Source organism: Nostoc sp. (assembly GCF_036917155.1).
In the GTDB taxonomy this organism is placed as follows: Bacteria; Cyanobacteriota; Cyanobacteriia; order Cyanobacteriales; family Nostocaceae; genus Nostoc.
In genome coordinates, this window is the sequence record NZ_JBALDZ010000033.1 from 51,748 (window position 1) to 68,731 (window position 16,984).

The window sequence follows — 16,984 nt, forward strand, 5'->3', positions numbered from 1 at the left end:
CATTTTACGAATGTCAATTATCTCAAACCCTTTGACACTGCTTTTATCGCTTATTACATGATGGGTCTGGGTGATTTTAAATGATCTAAGTTACTTCTATACTTTCAAGTTTTGATTTACATCATTTCCTGAATTACAGCTTTGTGAAAATTCAGAATTAATTGAAAAAACACTCCATTGCTAGCCAATAGCAATTCTTTCAAAGTCTTTCTGTATCAAGCTTTTAGGGAATCATATCACTCAAATGAGTGAGTAATAAATCAACAAATATGATTATCTCATAGCAAGAATTTGAGATTAAAAAACAAGAAGAATCTATTAATAGACAACACTAATAAATCTCTAATGAGAAGAAAATTATGAAACTCACAACCTTCTTCAATTCTGCACTGATTGTTACTTCTATTGCTTTTATACCTGGAATTGCTGGCGCTCAAACAGCTAATACTAACAATGGTAGTGGACAAATAAATACAGATGCCAAATATCTACAACCCTTCAATATTGCCTTTCTCGCTTATCAAGGTTATTTAAAAGAGCAGGGTATTCCCAGTGGGGGCGCTTTGTTATTTAAATACCAAGGCGGAAGCCTGACTGCGGAAGATATAGTTCAGGCTGCTGTCAAGGCTAATAAGTTACCAGCGCAAGTTTTGAATGATTCAAGTTACCTCAACGCCCTCGATTCACAGCTGACATCATTGGGCAGTATTGATGGTTCATGTAACTAGAATATAGGTTTGCCAAGTTCGTAACAGATTTACAGCAAGAACTAGGTTGTCAGGAGTGCTGAAATCAATCTCCGCATCTCCCAATAATTTTAGTACTTCTCTAATAAAAGCTTTACTTCTGCCTCCAATTCCCAATCTTTCATGGCTGACCATTCAGCTTGACGGACTGCTAAAAATGCTTGCGATAAATCTGGATTTAAAGCATTTAAAAGAATATTATTCTGTTTTAGGCAGTCTAGAGCTTCGCCGAGACTTTGTGGTAAAAGGTCAATACCATTAGCATGACGTTCCTCACTTGGCAGGTGTCCGGGGTCTTGTGCAACAGGATTCCCCGGTTTTAAACTTCGTTGTATACCGTCAAGTCCGGCTGCAATCACCGCACCCAAAGCGAGGTAAGGATTGGCTGATGCATCAACGGTTTTTAACTCAAAATGGCTGGAACCGTTGAATCCAGGATTGCTGGGGACTCTCACGGCGGCCTCACGGTTGTCTAGTCCCCAACAACGGAAAGCACCACTCCAGCTATGAGGACGAATGCGGCGATAAGAATTAGTACTAGGAGTAGTTAACGTCATTAGTGCTGGTAGATGATCGAGTATACCAGCGATAAATGCTTGGCCTATCTGGGAAACACCGCAGATATCTTGAGGATCTGGTAGGAGATTTTGCCCATTACGCCAGAGGCTAAGATGGATGTGGCAACCGCTACCAGCCGCATCTGGGAAAATTTTGGGTAAGAAAGAGGCTGTAAGGTTATGGTGATGAGCGATCGCTCTCACGGTTTCTCTAAAGCTAATCTGCCAATCAGCTGCCCGTAAAGCATCAGTATATCGCATAGAGATTTCCTGTTGACCTGGGCCAGATTCGGGATAATACTGCTCTACAGGAATTCTTTGGGCGATGAGTGCTTCGACTATCTCATCAATTACTTCTCGATGAATATCCATTGCTTGAGTCGAAGCAAAAACTGTAGAATCTGCGGGTATAATTCCCTCAGATGTTTGCCGTAATAAATAAAATTCATTTTCAAATGCAGCTTTAATCTCCAACCCCTCGCGTCTGGCCGCCTCAATCATCCGTACCAGAAAATTACGGGGACACAACGCCCAAGGACTCCCGTTAAGTACCATGTTCCCCATTACACGAGCATGACCCGGAGCGTAAGGTAAAGGAGTGAAGCTAAACCAATCTGGTACTAAACGGATTTCGCCTACTGGCCCTAGACCAGTTTCAGGAATGACAGCATCATACATTACAGGTACTCCCTGTTGTCCAGCAGAAATGCCTACACCATAGTCAAAGTAGTGGGATAACATCTCGACATGAACAGCTTTGCCACGAATGATGTTGGCGTTGTCACACCAAAGGATACGGACAAACCTAACTCCAGCTTCCTGAAGAGATTTTTTGACTTTTTTAAATGCTTTGTTTGCAGCCATCGGTCAATTTATCCCGCTTTTGAGTTGATTTGACAATTCTCCCACCTCATTTTCACGCTCAAGCTAGAATAACTAGAAATATGAGGACAAGAAAAGTTTGTGGTGAATATATCCCACATCCCCAAATTACCCATACCACCGTCTCTTTTGGGGTCAGAAATCGGTTCTTTTACTGAGTTTACCGTTACTCAACGAATGCCTGCGATCGCTCGCCGAGTTATCGCCGAAAATAATTTCTCATCTGAGATTAATACCAGCTTAGAAAACCTGGCTACAGAACTGCCAACAGGATTTTTACAACCTCTTGTAAATGACACTGCTGTAGATTTTTCTGCCTGGAATACATATTTAGAATTTTACAAGGGTCAGCGTTGGGTAGATGTTCCCTGGTTTTTTGCCGAAACTTATTTTTATCGATTAATTCTAGAAATTACCAATTATTTTCGCCCTGGTGTATGGCAAGGTGTTGATCCATTTGAGTTACAAAAATCTCAAGGATTGGAAGCATCTCTAGACTCGATTATTTTGCTATGTGGTCAAGTCAACAATTGGTTAGATAATTCCCAACTAGGGGAAAAATCAAACCAAACAGCTTTAATAGCATTGTTATATTTTGCTTTGTGGGGAAATCGAGTTGACTTGAGTTTATGGTCAGCATTCGAGAATGACCGGAGTCGTTTTGATATTCAAACCCAACTAGCTCATATCTTAGTAAATGATGCCTCCCAAGTCACGGAATTATTAACTAGTTCTCATGGGGGACGAATTGATTTTGTTGTAGATAATGCTGGTTTTGAACTTATTTGTGATTTATCTTTAGTGGATTTTCTATTAAGTAGCGGACTGGCTAATCAGGTTTACCTACACTTAAAGCCACATCCGACTTTTGTATCTGATGCCATGATTAAGGATGTACATTACACAATCAATTTTTTAGCTGCTAGTGAACATCAACAAGTTATATCCTTTGCCCAAAGATTACAAGAAAATATTGGATCAGGATGTTTAATACTATCTGAAGATTACTTTTGGACATCGCCTTTAGCATTTTGGGAAATACCCAACTCCCTCAAAAATGAATTAACCAATGCGAGTTTGGTTATAGTCAAAGGAGATGCAAATTATCGCCGATTATTAGGCGATCGCCACTGGAATTTTACCACCAGTATTGCAGATATAATCTGCTATTTACCCGTGCCAATGGTAGCTTTACGCACCCTGAAGTCTGAAGTAGTAGTAGGTTTGAAACCAGAAGTTATTGAAGAAGTAGCAAAATCTGACTCTTCTTGGTTGACAAATGGACAGTGGGGTGTAATTCAGTTAGTAGTTTAGGCAATTTTGAAAAATTGAGATAATTTGTAAGAGAAGTATACGTATCTTCACTACTTATAGCGTTGTCTACCCTACCCGTAGCAGCACAACCAGCTTAGGATAGACTAGAAGCAATTTTTGAAGGAAATGGTAGAAAAAATCACCGCTGTGTTTAATGGCAAAGTGTTCTATCCGGCAGAACCGATCGCACTGCCAATCAATACCCGCGTGCGAATGAGTATTGAAATTTTACCGCCAAGTGAACATGAAACGGTATCATTTTTGCAAACGGCGCGATCGCTCAATCTCGAGGGACCGCCTGACTGGTCTAGCAATATAGATAAATATTTGTACAGTAAGTAAACTTTACATGCATTCTGAAGTCTTTCTTGATACATCATTTGCCATTGCCTTATCTGCACCGAGCGATCGCTTGCATGACCGAGCCTTGCATCTGGCTAAAATGTTACAAGCAGCAGAAACTCGTTTGGTGACAACACAGGCGGTAATGTTGGAAATTGGCAATGCCTTATCCCAACAACCTTACCGTCAGGCGGCAATCATATTATTAAATTCTCTAGTAGCAGACTCCAAAGTAGAAATTGTCCCCCTTTCTCAGGAACTCTACGAACGTGCTTTTCAGCTATATCGGGAACGAACAGAGAAAGAATGGGGATTTGTCGATTGCGTATCTTTTATTGTCATGCAATATAGCGGAATCACTGAAGCACTGACCGCCGATGAACATTTTCAACAAGCAGGCTTTCGAGCATTATTGCGAGAAAATTTGCCGTAAGGATTTGGCATTGGGCATTGGGCAAAACAGTTCCGAGTTCCCAGTTCTGAGTAAAGAAATGAGATTCAGCACTCAGCACGGGCTAAACGCCCCGCTATCGCTAACAGCACTCAGCACTGTTGAGGGGCATGAGGCATTGGTTATCGGGACTTAAACAAAATAGAAGTTAAAAATAGAGTATAATGCTTTACCAGCATAGCTTTCACGTCGAAGTAACACCCCATGAAAGAGACAACCTCCGCAGCCATGCCCCCGTGTTTTGAAAAATGGTGTCAACTTAAGTCCCACTAATTGATAGAGCATTGATTATGATTGATTTTTAAGCGTTTCTGTTATATCGAACTCAGGTATATCAAAGTATTAATTCTGATGTAGTTATTGCTTGTACTGATGGTTCGATGGATCGATGAACTTCACTAATTCTGAGGCGGTGGTAAGTGTTTGCCAATTTCTTTTGCTGAACCTCTTGTACGGCAGTGCCAGTCGCCAAAAGTGTTGCGGAAACAGATCCCGGTGCTGCTTGGGAATTGTTCGACGCGGCAATTTTTTCCTTCACGATAAATGTCCTGATTAATCTTATAGCAAGTAGAACTGGTGTAGCTTGCACGGATATCGTATACGGGTTGATCTGTATCCATACCTAAATGCTCCCCCCCGCGCCTGGCGTTGAATGTCAGATCAGTTGCATTCGCCGGACGAGAGTGTGAGGCAATCTGAAGAGTGAGATCGCTGATAAGCACCCAAAAACTGCCGCTATTAGTGTAGGGTGGAGACTCCCATTCTTGATCACAGAGAAAATACATCTTTGCCTGTTCGACGCTAGGCGCTCCTTTTTTTGGTTCTACGGTCGATGGGCAAGTGTGAGGTTTACGTGCCGTTCCATATGGAAGAGTTTGAGCAGTTAGTACGGTAGGCATTAAAACCGCAAGCAGCGTACAGCCTAAAATTCTAAGAGTAAACTTTAATTTCACTCAACTAGAGAACCCTGACGTTGATTCCTTTGTATTTGCTAAGATAAAAACTGCAAAGTAAAAATAATCATAGCATTTGAAGCAAACATTAGAGTAATTACTGACTTCTCTTGCATCAGTAAACCAAAAAGTTTTTCCCAAAGAGCGATAGCGCAAGCGCTGACTTGGTGCGACTCGTTCTAGAGTAAAAATGAAAACATATTGACAATTAAATATTTCGTTACAATCGGCGTGTGCGTTAGGCATTCAAGAGTGATCAGCCATGAAATTGATATCCGATCCACCGATTCCTGTAAAAATTCAAAAAATGAAGGAACGGGTGCGGTGGATGCATCCAAGTTTTGTGCAACGGGGAATTGACCAAACCAGTATAGTTATTGACGATCGCAGAGAAGATAATCCAGAATTTTCCTTTATGGTTATCGGTGATTCTGGCACTAAATCCCATTCTCGACACCACCCCCAACGAAAAGTTGCCGAACTGATGCTTCCTCACCGCGATGATTGCAGTTTTGTATTGCATACAGGCGATGTCATCTATGTGGTTGGTTCCCAAGAGTATTACTCGACAAACTTTATTGAGCCTTACCGGGAATTTCTTGTCGGTGGCGACAACCCGAAAGACATTCCTTATGACCGTATGATGTTTAATCTGCCATTCTTGCCAGTACTTGGTAATCATGATTATTATGATGTGCCGTTGATGTACCGTTTAGTTACTGGTACAACATCGTCACTACGTCGCCTGTTCCGCTACAAAGATATTGAGATTGGCTGGCATGGATCGTATCAAGGTAATGCCTATGCACAAGCATTTATGGATTACACCCAGGCGATATCTCCACAAGAGTTAGAACGTCATTTAGATCGCCACTACACCGCGAAGACTGATACAGGACGATGTTTGCGTTATGAACCTGGACAGTTTACCCGCTTACCCAATCGCTATTACACCTTTCGTTACGGCGGGATTGATTTTTTCGCATTAGATTCTAATACCTTTAATACACCATCACCCTTACCTGCAACTCAAGAGGGAGAAATTTACCGTCGGGAATTACAAAATCGTCGCCATGAGATCGATCGAGAAGAATTGCAGATTTTGAAAATATGCGATGGACTCAATCCAGATAAACCCACCGAAGCGGAAAAACTGGATGACCTTAGCGCCAAATTAGACCAAATCAACGAGATCAAAATCGATATTGAGAAACAATTGGCATCTCAGAAAATGCCTGCGATCGATTTTGAACAACTTGAATGGTTGCGAAGCAGACTAATCGAATCTTGGAATAACTCTGAAGTGCGCGGACGTGTAATCTTTTTCCACCATCCCCCCTATGTCACAGAAGCTACCAAGTGGAATCAGGCACAAACCTTGGCGGTTCGCCACCGCTTGCGCTGGGTGTTTGAACAAGTTGCAGAAACTCTTGGTTCTTTAATTAAAGAACGTCCCATAGTCGATTTGATTTTAAACGGTCACGCTCACTGTTTGGAGCATCTTTGCACAACTGACACCGGATTTGCCGACTCTCACATTAACTGCATTATCTCTGGCGGTAGTGGTCATCGTCCCCGTTATCAACGGCGAGGGGGGACTGAATTGATGGAGACTTTTACTGAGATTGCAGGTAAACCCAGCCGGAAAGTTGCAGATTCAATGCTTTTTGTGGGTCGTCATGACTACAATTTCCAGAACCGACTGCCTTACTCATGTGTGCGGATTGATGTTTTGGATGGTAGCCCGCCCAAGTTTATCATCAGACCGCTAATTACTGAACGGGTTGAAGAAAAATGGCATAATACTGAACTTGAACCTTTTGTGATTTAAACTAGTACAACACGGCGTAAATAAACCACCCATTTAAAATAGCCAGAAAGCTTACAAAATAAGCATTCTTTCTTTTTACTTTTGCCTTTTTACTTTTGCCTTTTTGTACTAGATGCGATACCTACAGCGTTAAACTACGCACCTGACACCACAGACGCGATTTATTATGGATAGTCTACAACGCGGTGATGCCTATTATTTCGTTAACAGACAAGCCACTACCAAGTTATTACAAATAGTCATCAATTGATAAATACGTCTATCTTGGCTCAATGCTAAATAGAGTTTAGTTTGCACTTTGTGTCATTGGGAGCTATATCTGCCCCAAGCGCCACTTGGGTTAATTTTTCTACAAATCATCTCATGTGTGATTATTTTACCGAAAAAAACTTGGTGGAATAAAGCTTATAGTTTCGATAATATTCCGATGGTAAATATTATTAAGCAATTTAAAAATCCTTTAATTATTTGTTTAGAGTGCGGGAAAGATTGGGGTTGGGGAAATGTATTATCTATAAGTTACCTTCTAGAACCACAAACAAAATTTCAATTATTTCCTAACACAAATATTAAACAAATTCCTGATACTTTTACTGATGTATTTTTCCTCAATGCTTCTGAAACATTACAAGATACCTTGAAAAAAGAACATGACTGGAACATAGCTTTAGTTTTCAAGCACAGTCAATCTCTATGGAAGTTAAAATCAAGTACAGGGAATAAATGAAGCTGATGAAGACTAAAACCTATTTGATGTACCAAAAAGTTTACTAGATAAGTATTTGAAGCTATCTTGCCCCTGGTGTCAGCCATCCTATATCTACCCCGATTAACAAATGCGATTAATCGCGTCTCTACACATTACCCATATCACTTAAAAATCAAATCTAAGCGCTGCTGAGTTACTTTGAGTGATTCTGCTGGCGAACTTTTGCCCAACAATACAGATTCAATTGCCCGACCTACACTGTCAGAAATCCGATTGTAACCAGGAAATATTGGACGCGATCGCCCGTATTTAGCTTGATCTAAAAATACCTTCACCTGTGGGATTTTTTTGATAAAATCCTGATATTTTTGACTTTGACGAGACTTTAAATTCACTGGTAAATAGCCAGTTCCCAATGCTAATTCTGTCTGAAATTCTTTACTTAAAGCATATTCGACAAACTTAAAAGCTGCTCTTTGGCGTTCCGGCGTAGTTTTGAAAAAGAAGAGATTCTCACCACCAATAATAGTAGCAGATTTCTGCCCAACCGGAATAGGAAAAACATCAAAATCGACACCAGTCTCTTGAAATTCCCCCAGAGTCCAAGGGCCATTTAATTGCATTGCAACTTTGCCAGTCAGCAAGTCATCTGTCTCATAACCTCGTTCCGGACCAGATAAAATAGCGGAACCATCCGTAATTAAATTGCGCCAGAATTGCAAAGCTGCGATCGCCCCTTGATTATCTTCCAAATCTACTGCTGCGGCATTTTGTGAATCACCACTCATCAACTCGCCGCCACCACTCCACATAAACGGTAGCCAGGTAAATACTGTAAATTCTCCCTTCCCCAAAGGCAGAAACATCCCATATTGATCGGTTCGCCCATCACCATTGGTATCACGAGTTAATTTTTTTGCAACTTGGCCAAACTCCTGCCAAGTACTGGGTAATTCAGTAATTCCCGCAGCCTTAAACAAACTCGGACGGTAAAAAATACCAACATTATTCGTAGCAAAGGGTACAGACCAAATCTTATCGTTGTATTTCATTGATCCATACAAAGCTGGGTCAATTTCGGCTTTTACTGGAGATTTTTCGAGCATTTCATCCAAAGGTAAAATAGCACCGAGTTCTACCAATTGCCCTGCGATCGTCGGATTGTACCACAACAAATCTGGGGGTGCATTTCCTACCACCGCTGCTAAAATTTTGGGCGTTTGCTGATCCTGTTGCCCAATATAAAGCGACTCTACTTGAATATCTGGGTGGGATTGATTAAACTTATCCACCAGCTTTTGCAGCACATCCCGATTTGGCGGTGGATTGACACCTTGCCAAAGAGTTAAATGAATTACTTTATCTTCCTTAATACCAGGTAAGATACTTTGACATCCAACTAAAGCTAGTATGCCCACCAATAATACAAGCAGTAAGCTCCGAAAGTAGCGTGACACTTTCTTGATTTTTCGCTTGGCATGGCAAGGAGGGTTAAAGAAATCGTGCATAATATTCATTAAATTAGGTATTGGGTATTGGGCATTGGGCAAAACAGTTCCTCTTTTCCGTTAGCGGTAGCGGGGCGTTTAGACCGTTCCAGTCCTGAGTAAAGAAATGAGATTCCCCACTCAGCACTCTTGTGGGGCTTTGGTTGCTTCCTGATCTCCCTCATCTTCCCCTACCTCCCCTACTCCCCACTCACTTTTACCAAATGCACCTTTGCGTCGGGGCAAAAGTTAGGTATATCCTAATCTTGAATAGAGTTTTGATAATTTAAAATTATGGCAGGACACAGTAAATGGGCAAACATTAAGCGCCAAAAAGCGGTAGTAGATGCAAAAAAGGGAAAAACCTTTACTCAGTTATCCAGGGCGATTATCGTTGCAGCTAGAAGCGGCGTACCAGATCCGGCGCTGAATTTTCAACTTCGCACGGCAATTGACAAGGCAAAGGCTGCGAGTATCCCCAATGATAATATTGAACGAGCGATCGCTAAAGGTGCAGGCACTTTTGGTGGTGATAATGCTACTTTTGAAGCGATTCGCTATGAAGGTTACGGCCCTGGTGGTGTAGCGATTTTAATCGAAGCCCTTACAGATAATCGCAATCGCACTGCTGCTGACTTGCGTGTAGCTTTTAGTAAAAATGGTGGCAATCTTGGTGAAACAGGTTGCGTTAGCTGGATGTTTGACCAAAAAGGCGTTTGTGTTTTGCAGGGTGTAGTTGACGAAGAACAGCTTTTAGAAGCATCCCTCGAAGGCGGTGCCCAGTCTTATGAGATGACTGAAGATGAGATGGCTGAGGTATTTACTGACATCGGAAATTTAGAAGCCCTTAGCCAGGCACTCAAAAATCAAGGTATTAAGGTGATTGATGCCGAATTGCGCTGGATTCCTAGTAATAGTGTAGAAGTTACCGATCCGGATCAGGCGCGATCGCTTTTTAAGTTAATTGATACTCTAGAAGGCTTGGATGACGTGCAAAATGTCACAGCTAACTTTGATATAGCAGAAGAATTGATGGCTCTCAGCATTTCTTAGTCAAAATTAACACAGGTATCAGAGCCAAATTGCGTTATTTGAATAGTGTCAAAAATATTCCACTTAGAATGTAAGTACTAGTAAGTATTTTTAGCTAAGTATTTCACGTAAGTCATAAGTAAGTTGGCACAATCAAACTAAACTGTGCAAAGCAAAGTAAACAAGGCTCAAACCCTTTTTCCCCCTGCTCCCTGCTTCCTACTCACTACCTTATACTAAGGATAATTATTTATGCCGACCTACTTATATCTACGGATGTAAAAATAGACATGAAAGATTCATATCAATTACAAACTTATGACATACGCCTATTGGATAGTTAGATTGTTGATTACCTGATGAGGATTTTCAAGTGAATAAGTTCGCTCAAGCTTTACTTTTGGCTTTAATCTTTGCTGCTCCTGTAACCGCTTTTGCATCTCAAGCTCAAGCGAAAACTATCCATCACGCTAGTGTCAAAACTGTTAAACATCATCGCACTAAACATCACAAAACCCACAAGCGTCATGCTAAGAACCTAACTCATAAAACTCACGCATAAATAGTTACTATTAGTCGTAAAAGTTTCTAGTAGCTCTGTAATAAAGTTTAGTGTTGGTTTATCTGAAAAATAATTGTATTATTTAACCCCGCTGGAATCCCTACCAATCAGCGGGGTTTTTTATTAACTTGCTCATGAGGACGCGATCACATGAAGAGTGCTGAATTCCGAGTACTGAGTACTCTTCTTCTTACTCAAAGCCGAGGCACTGAGTATGGTAAAAATCAAAGTTGAAAAAGAATTCAGAATTCAGGAGTCAGAATTAATGAGTGGGGGATTCAGACCCACCACTCATTAAAGACCACTAAATCGGAGATTTAGTGGGGGTCTTAAACGCCGTTTATTCAGACGCTCGTTCGCATGATTGCGTCTCCCCGAATCACATTGGGAGAGGCTAACGCCAAGGGAGAAGACAAAGGCTTAGCTACGCTATCCGCTTTTTCGTTCAGAATTCAATTCTGAATTCTGACTCCTGACTCCTGAATTCTGTTTGGTAACTAATATCATGTCCGAATAATTTGTTATTATTCCCACAGTCATTGCACCCCAGCCCCTCCCCGATGCCTTGGGGAGGGGAGACAAAGCGTAGCTTTGGCGGGATGGGGTTCTTGGGGTTTAGTAAGTAATCAAGCGGACATGATATAACCGAAATTATTTAGAGTCAAGTTTTGCATAGAAAAAGCTCAAGCATCGCTGCCTGAGCCTTTTCTAGATTAAATTAAGTTACTTTCGTCTACTTAACTTAGTAGCGGTTGGTGCGGTTATAGCCGCCGCCACCGCCACGATTGCCACCACCAAAGGAACCACCACCTCTGTCTTCTCTTGGCTTGGCTTTATTTACTTTGAGGTCACGACCAAGCCATTCAGCACCATCAAGGGCTTCAATGGCTTTTGTTTCTTCATCTTCTGAATTCATTTCCACAAAAGCAAAGCCGCGTAAACGACCTGTTTCACGGTCCGTGGGTAGTTGAACACGCTTGACAGTACCATATTCTGCAAATACAGCACTCAGCGCATCTTGTGTAACATCATAGGAGAGGTTACCAACGTAAATTGACATTAAATGTCTCCAAAATCATAAGTTTGTAGAGATTTAGATTTCGGAGAGAAGTCTGTAATACCAAAAGGAAAAAGCCTGTCAATACTAAAAACAAACACTGTCGCCGAATTAATTCTCATTTCAATTCCCATGATTACATGGCAACTAACTTTCTGGGTAAAAAGTTGAAAAACTGTTATAAAAAGTTATGTGAGCAGTTGACAGCTAAGTGCTGGCTAGTGCCAAAACGGGTGAGGCTATAGCGAACCACACCCACGAGTTAAACTAACTCTCCACTCTCTTTTCTAAATATTGACCAATCATCAATTGCTCACCAGCACGGGAGATAATGGTTTGTCTGGTGCGGTATTTGCTGCCAATTAGCTTTAACTCTTCTTCAAAAACTGAACCGTTGTATTCAGTTCGCAAACACATTGTTTTCGGGTTGAAGAAATAATACTGAGCGGTGACTGGTTTAGATATAGCAAAACCGCGATCGCGATATAAAATGTTTCCCACAGCCCCAAATAATGTAGAACCTTGCGACTCTTTCCTGGCCTTCAGTACATCTGTACTTTCCCATGTAACTGCTGCACCACAGATTAAGCTACCTGTATCATGCAAATCGTGCATCTGAGCTAGCTTTTGCAATTCATCACAACCCTGCTTGAGAAAATTGATCGTAACTATACTCTCCATCTCCTTGGTTTCTCCCTCAGGTAGGCTGTAATAGCGTCGTTGCGATCGCCACTTACCCACTGATTCCTGGAAAAATTCGGAAATCTGGGCTTCGTCAGCGGTTTGTGCAATTTTTAGCAATGATGTCACTTGTAACTTTCCTGACCTAATATTGGTGGCTCTAAATATATATCGCCCTTTTCTTTGCTGTATATGCGATGTCTACGACGGGCTACGCCTACGCTTGTTCAAAATCTTACAGCATCAAAAAAAGCAACTTATGTTTACTATTCTTAATATATTGGATTAAGCGTAAAAATTACCAATCATTTTGCTATGGTCAGTCTGGCGATATCAGCCTAAGTATAGTTATTTAATACTGCCTATTTTAGAAATAGGGGCGTAAAACCCCCGTAAGCTAATGAGCATTTAAGTTGCATAACACCAGGGCTGAAGCCCTTACTACAAGCGAATCAGTCTGGAAAAATGAATGACGATTAGCTTATCTTTAGTAAATACAAGTCTTCTACTAAGGGCAGATTGCAAGAAATTTAAAAATATTTATACTGAGTTAAGAATTTCATCGGCAGCTAAAAAGCTGCCGATTCAATGTAATTGAGTTAAAGTGGTGAGATTTTTTTTGAATAAAAAGTAATTTTTGATACAGAATTCTGCAAGAAGATAGCTAAATTGACTCTCGCCGCTTTTCACTATTCATAATGTCCATTTGTGAGAGGTTAAGGTCAGATACGATTTGTCAATAAGCAATAGTACTTAAAATATTGCTGAAATCGGGGTTAGAAACAGAATTTTTGATTGGGCGATGCCTAGGTTGGGCTTTGCCTACGCGTCATCTTGATACGCATCATTTATTCTTAACCCATAATTTCAGTACAACAGTTAACTTCATACCTCGGCTCTTTCCAAATTTTAAGCATAATTTCTAATTGACAAAAGTAAGATTATCTTAACCTCTCACCGATGCATAATGTCTCAAAATTACTTGGTAACGCACGGCTGTTTAAACCCAAAAAGCTACCCAAATACGAGAAAAATAAATGATTTTGGACAGAAAGAAGCCGCACAAGCAGGCGAAAATCTCACCTTTCGCAGCCGCTAACCAGGTAATTAATACCCAGTTAGATTCAGTTGTAAAAACTGATATGGTTGTTGTAGATGTAAAAAATAGTTTTGACACAAAGGGGTCTTCCCCTTTCGCATCCAGATTATTGATTCCCTGTTTGCTGGGCATAGGACTGCTGACAGCGAATTGTGGAGCGCTGCCCAAGGAAGAAGCGGCTGATGCCCAATCTCAGAGTCCTGGTAGTGGACAACGTGGTGGTGCAACGGCTGTAGATGCGGCGATCGCTCGAACTGATACGCTGCAAACACAACCAGAATACACAGGTAATACAACACCCTTTCGGATTGTATCAGTGCGATCGCAAGTAGAAGCTCGGTTGTTGGCTTTGAACCTTGATGTCGGCGATACAGTAAAGCTTGGGCAAAACGTCGGGCAGTTAGATGATGCCATCCTTTCGACCCAATTAAAGCAAGCAGAAGCAGAGCTAGCTGCCCTGAAATCAGAAGTAGCTAGGGCAAGTAATCAGGTAAGCAATGCCCGTGCAGACGTTGAACGGGCGCGGCTAGAAGTAGTACAAGCTGAGGCAGACTCAGAACGCCAACAGAATCTATTCAAAGCTGGAGCGCTTGCTGAACAAACTGCCCAGCAAGCGCGTACCCAGGCAAAAACAGCCGTCCAGGCATTGCGGGCAGCCCAAGAACAAGTTCGTACAGAACAGCAAGCCGTCGCCGCCGCCCAAGGTAGAGTACTTGCCCAACAGGCATTGGTTGCCCAAACCAAAGAGCGCAGGTCTTATGCTCGATTGACATCCCCTATCACTGGTATAGTCACAGAAAAGGTGACAGAACCAGGCAACCTGCTGCAAGCAGGTAACGAAGTCTTGAAAATTGGCGACTTTAACCGTGTCAAAGTCGTCGTCCAAGTTTCCGAATTAGAACTGTCACAAATTCAAGTTGGACAGTCTGTACAAGTCCGCTTAGATGCCTTTCCCAAAGAAACATTAATTGGCAGAGTTACGCGCATTTCTCCAGCTGCCGATGCCACAGCTCGCTTGATACCTGTAGAAGTAGTGATTCCTAACACTCAAGCCAAGATTGGCAGTGGATTGCTGGCGCGGGTCAATTTTCAAACCCAGACTCAACAGCGGGTAGTAGTGCCGCAAACAGCGATTCAAAAACAAGCAGGGGCAGGAAAAGAGCAAGAAAACCCATCAGGGACGCTATTTGTGGTGAAAGACACAGAAGGCAAGACGAAAGTAGCGACACGTGCAGTTACTTTAGGAAAAAGGGCTGATGGCAGAGTGGAAATTCTATCTGGTTTGCAAGCAGGAGAGCGCTACGTTGTTCGGAGTGGTAAGCCGTTAAAAGAAGGTGACACTGTAAGTCTTTCAATTCTTTCAGAAAAGCAATAGTAGGGTGGGCAATAACCACCATACCAAAGAAAAAAGTACTCAGTAGTCAGCACTTATCACTTAGTATCATGCAACAGGCAAAAAATAATAATGGCAATGGCGGATTTAGCCTTAGTGCGATCGCGATTCGCCAACACATTGGCACACTCATGCTTACCGTGGCAGTAATTGTCATTGGGGTATTTTTTCTCACAACGATCCAAGTCGATCTCCTACCGTCAATTACCTATCCCCGAATTGGGGTTCGGCTAGAAGCCCCTGGTATTTCACCAGAAGTAGCAGTAGATGAAATTACCAGACCTTTAGAAGAAGCTTTAGCAGCAACCGAAAATGTAGTACAAGTTTTTTCCCGCACCCGTGAGGGACAGGTAAGCCTCGATTTATACTTCCAACCAGGGGGCGATATTGACCAAGCCCTAAATGATGCTACTGCTGCTTTTAACCGAGGTCGAGGACAACTACCAGATACGATAGAGGAGCCGCGATTATTTAAAGTCGATCCCTCCCAATTGCCGGTTTATGAATTGGCGCTGACATCTCCTTCATTGCCAGGGAAAGATTTACGCGTATTTGCTGATGAAGAGTTAACCCGTGAACTCAGTGTCGTGCCGGGAGTAGCTTCAGTTGACGTATCTGGTGGTGCAGAGGAAGAAGTCAGAGTGCTTGTTGACTTAAACCGATTGCAAGCTTTGGGTGTGGGATTAAATGATGTCTTAGATGAATTAACAGCCCGTAACCAAGATACTTCTGGTGGTCGGATTCTGGGGCAAAATTCCGAGCCATTGACTAGGACTGTCGGACGCTTCCAAAATGCCAGAGAAATTGAAAACCTTTCCTTGGAAGTTTCTTCTCCTACTAGTGCTAATACCACTAATAGCAGTAATACCACTACCACTACTCCTACACCTTCCCGCCGCGTTTATTTGCGAGACTTTGCAGAGGTAATTGACGATACAGAAGAACAGCGAGTATTTGTTTACCTAAATCGTCAGCCTGCGGTCAAATTTTCAATTCAAAAGCAGCCTGAAGCCAACACAATCACAGTTGTAGATGCTGTTAAGCGGCGAATTGAACAATTACGACAATCGGGTTTAATTCCAGCAGACATGACTTTGAGTCCCACCACAGATGAATCTGTCTTCATCCGCAACTCTTTAAATGATGTCATCTTTTCGGGGATTTCTGGGGCATTGTTAGCAGCAGCAGCAGTATTGTTATTTTTGGGATCGTTCAGGCAAACATTTATTATCAGTTTGACGATTCCGCTGTGTACTCTAGCAGCGATCGCTTTAATGAGAATATTTGGTTTAACCTTGAATGTTTTTAGTTTGGCAGGTCTGACATTAGGAGTCGGTCAAGCAATTGACACATCGGTTGTGATCCTAGAAAACATTTCCGAAAAAACAGGCATGACTCCCAATCAGAGAGAGATGGAGGCAGGGGAACTGGGGAGCAGAGGAGCAGAGGGGCAGAGGAGAAATTCAAGATTCTTTATTGACAGCGCGATCACAGCTTCCCAAGAAGTAGAATCTGCTTTAATTGCTGCTACAGGTGCCAATTTAGTTTCTGTAGTACCATTCCTCTTAATTGGCGGCTTTATTGCACTGCTATTTAATGAACTGATTTTAACAATTAGCTTTGCAGTTGCAGCATCCCTTGTTGTCGCCATCACAGTAGTACCGATGCTGTCTTCTCGACTCTTGGGAATTCGTTGGTCTAGTCGGATTAGTGAATTTTGGCTGCTTAAACAATTTAATCACCGATTTGAAGATGCGACGCGGGGATACGGTAATTTCTTAACCAAGGTTTTATTTGGACTTTGGACAAAAATAAATTGTTCGCGTTTATCTTACGCGAACAAACGAATAATTAATTTTGTTTATAGTTATCAGCAGAAAAAAAGCAT

15 protein-coding genes are annotated in these 16,984 nt (G+C 41.9%); 10 read left to right on the plus strand and 5 right to left on the minus strand.

Features of this window, described 5'->3' with window-relative positions; genetic code table 11:
• The first annotated feature begins 359 nt into the window (after window positions 1-359).
• A complete protein-coding gene (locus V7K67_RS06120) occupies window positions 360-728 on the plus strand; it encodes a hypothetical protein (RefSeq protein WP_334730150.1) in 369 nt (122 codons plus the stop codon).
• A gap of 89 nt (window positions 729-817) precedes the next feature.
• Here the strand turns inward: V7K67_RS06120 and V7K67_RS06125 are convergent, their stop codons facing one another.
• A complete protein-coding gene (locus V7K67_RS06125) occupies window positions 818-2,167 on the minus strand; it encodes a glutamine synthetase family protein (RefSeq protein WP_334730151.1) in 1,350 nt (449 codons plus the stop codon).
• A 102-nt stretch (window positions 2,168-2,269) separates the two neighbouring features.
• On the opposite strand from V7K67_RS06125, the gene V7K67_RS06130 reads away from it, so the two are divergent.
• The 3 genes from V7K67_RS06130 to V7K67_RS06140 all read left to right on the plus strand — a co-directional run bounded on the left by V7K67_RS06130 (window position 2,270) and on the right by V7K67_RS06140 (window position 4,274).
• Window positions 2,270-3,499, plus strand: coding sequence for a damage-control phosphatase ARMT1 family protein (locus tag V7K67_RS06130; RefSeq protein WP_442943770.1), 1,230 nt, complete (start codon window positions 2,270-2,272; stop codon window positions 3,497-3,499).
• Window positions 3,500-3,625: 126 nt separating this feature from the next.
• On the plus strand, window positions 3,626-3,841 hold the full coding sequence (locus V7K67_RS06135; RefSeq protein WP_292843976.1) for a hypothetical protein: 216 nt from the start codon (window positions 3,626-3,628) through the stop codon (window positions 3,839-3,841).
• A 7-nt stretch (window positions 3,842-3,848) separates the two neighbouring features.
• Window positions 3,849-4,274: a type II toxin-antitoxin system VapC family toxin gene (locus tag V7K67_RS06140; protein ID WP_104906391.1), complete on the plus strand. Its 426-nt coding sequence runs from the start codon at window positions 3,849-3,851 to the stop codon at window positions 4,272-4,274.
• A gap of 352 nt (window positions 4,275-4,626) precedes the next feature.
• Here V7K67_RS06140 and V7K67_RS06145 read toward each other — a convergent pair whose 3' ends face one another.
• A complete protein-coding gene (locus V7K67_RS06145) occupies window positions 4,627-4,830 on the minus strand; it encodes a hypothetical protein (protein WP_334730153.1) in 204 nt (67 codons plus the stop codon).
• A 677-nt stretch (window positions 4,831-5,507) separates the two neighbouring features.
• Between V7K67_RS06145 and V7K67_RS06150 the strand changes: the two genes are divergently transcribed.
• Window positions 5,508-7,076, plus strand: coding sequence for a metallophosphoesterase family protein (locus V7K67_RS06150; RefSeq protein WP_334730154.1), 1,569 nt, complete (start codon window positions 5,508-5,510; stop codon window positions 7,074-7,076).
• A gap of 367 nt (window positions 7,077-7,443) precedes the next feature.
• On the plus strand, window positions 7,444-7,803 hold the full coding sequence (locus V7K67_RS06155) for a hypothetical protein (protein ID WP_334730155.1): 360 nt from the start codon (window positions 7,444-7,446) through the stop codon (window positions 7,801-7,803).
• Window positions 7,804-7,946: 143 nt separating this feature from the next.
• On the opposite strand, the gene V7K67_RS06160 is transcribed toward V7K67_RS06155, so the two are convergent.
• Window positions 7,947-9,293 carry an ABC transporter substrate-binding protein gene (locus tag V7K67_RS06160; RefSeq protein WP_335165641.1) on the minus strand — a complete coding sequence of 449 codons (1,347 nt, stop codon included), beginning with the start codon at window positions 9,291-9,293 and terminating at the stop codon, window positions 7,947-7,949.
• Window positions 9,294-9,566: 273 nt separating this feature from the next.
• On the opposite strand from V7K67_RS06160, the gene V7K67_RS06165 reads away from it, so the two are divergent.
• Window positions 9,567-10,325 carry a YebC/PmpR family DNA-binding transcriptional regulator gene (locus tag V7K67_RS06165; protein ID WP_334706220.1) on the plus strand — a complete coding sequence of 253 codons (759 nt, stop codon included), beginning with the start codon at window positions 9,567-9,569 and terminating at the stop codon, window positions 10,323-10,325.
• Between the two features lie 352 nt (window positions 10,326-10,677).
• Window positions 10,678-10,866, plus strand: coding sequence for a hypothetical protein (locus V7K67_RS06170; RefSeq protein WP_334730157.1), 189 nt, complete (start codon window positions 10,678-10,680; stop codon window positions 10,864-10,866).
• A gap of 742 nt (window positions 10,867-11,608) precedes the next feature.
• Here the strand turns inward: V7K67_RS06170 and V7K67_RS06175 are convergent.
• Window positions 11,609-11,926 carry an RNA recognition motif domain-containing protein gene (locus V7K67_RS06175; RefSeq protein WP_334730158.1) on the minus strand — a complete coding sequence of 106 codons (318 nt, stop codon included), beginning with the start codon at window positions 11,924-11,926 and terminating at the stop codon, window positions 11,609-11,611.
• Between the two features lie 264 nt (window positions 11,927-12,190).
• On the minus strand, window positions 12,191-12,733 hold the full coding sequence (locus V7K67_RS06180; RefSeq protein WP_335165635.1) for a phycobiliprotein lyase: 543 nt from the start codon (window positions 12,731-12,733) through the stop codon (window positions 12,191-12,193).
• A gap of 908 nt (window positions 12,734-13,641) precedes the next feature.
• Here V7K67_RS06180 and V7K67_RS06185 point away from each other — a divergent pair.
• Both V7K67_RS06185 and V7K67_RS06190 read left to right on the plus strand, forming a co-directional pair.
• Window positions 13,642-15,078 carry an efflux RND transporter periplasmic adaptor subunit gene (locus V7K67_RS06185; RefSeq protein ID WP_334730160.1) on the plus strand — a complete coding sequence of 479 codons (1,437 nt, stop codon included), beginning with the start codon at window positions 13,642-13,644 and terminating at the stop codon, window positions 15,076-15,078.
• A 68-nt stretch (window positions 15,079-15,146) separates the two neighbouring features.
• Window positions 15,147-16,984, plus strand: a 1,838-nt coding sequence (locus V7K67_RS06190; RefSeq protein ID WP_335165637.1) for an efflux RND transporter permease subunit, incomplete at its 3' end; no start/stop codon positions are given.

What these genes read in the sequence shown, in the direction of transcription:
- V7K67_RS06175 (WP_334730158.1), bottom strand. Translation starts at nt 11,926, where the DNA reads ATGTCAATTTACGTTGGTAACCTCTCCTATGATGTTACACAAGATGCG.
- V7K67_RS06120 (WP_334730150.1), top strand. Translation starts at nt 360, where the DNA reads ATGAAACTCACAACCTTCTTCAATTCTGCACTGATTGTTACTTCTATT.
- V7K67_RS06150 (WP_334730154.1), top strand. Translation starts at nt 5,508, where the DNA reads ATGAAATTGATATCCGATCCACCGATTCCTGTAAAAATTCAAAAAATG.
- V7K67_RS06165 (WP_334706220.1), top strand. Translation starts at nt 9,567, where the DNA reads ATGGCAGGACACAGTAAATGGGCAAACATTAAGCGCCAAAAAGCGGTA.
- V7K67_RS06160 (WP_335165641.1), bottom strand. Translation starts at nt 9,293, where the DNA reads ATGCACGATTTCTTTAACCCTCCTTGCCATGCCAAGCGAAAAATCAAG.
- V7K67_RS06125 (WP_334730151.1), bottom strand. Translation starts at nt 2,167, where the DNA reads ATGGCTGCAAACAAAGCATTTAAAAAAGTCAAAAAATCTCTTCAGGAA.
- V7K67_RS06185 (WP_334730160.1), top strand. Translation starts at nt 13,642, where the DNA reads ATGATTTTGGACAGAAAGAAGCCGCACAAGCAGGCGAAAATCTCACCT.
- V7K67_RS06140 (WP_104906391.1), top strand. Translation starts at nt 3,849, where the DNA reads ATGCATTCTGAAGTCTTTCTTGATACATCATTTGCCATTGCCTTATCT.
- V7K67_RS06135 (WP_292843976.1), top strand. Translation starts at nt 3,626, where the DNA reads ATGGTAGAAAAAATCACCGCTGTGTTTAATGGCAAAGTGTTCTATCCG.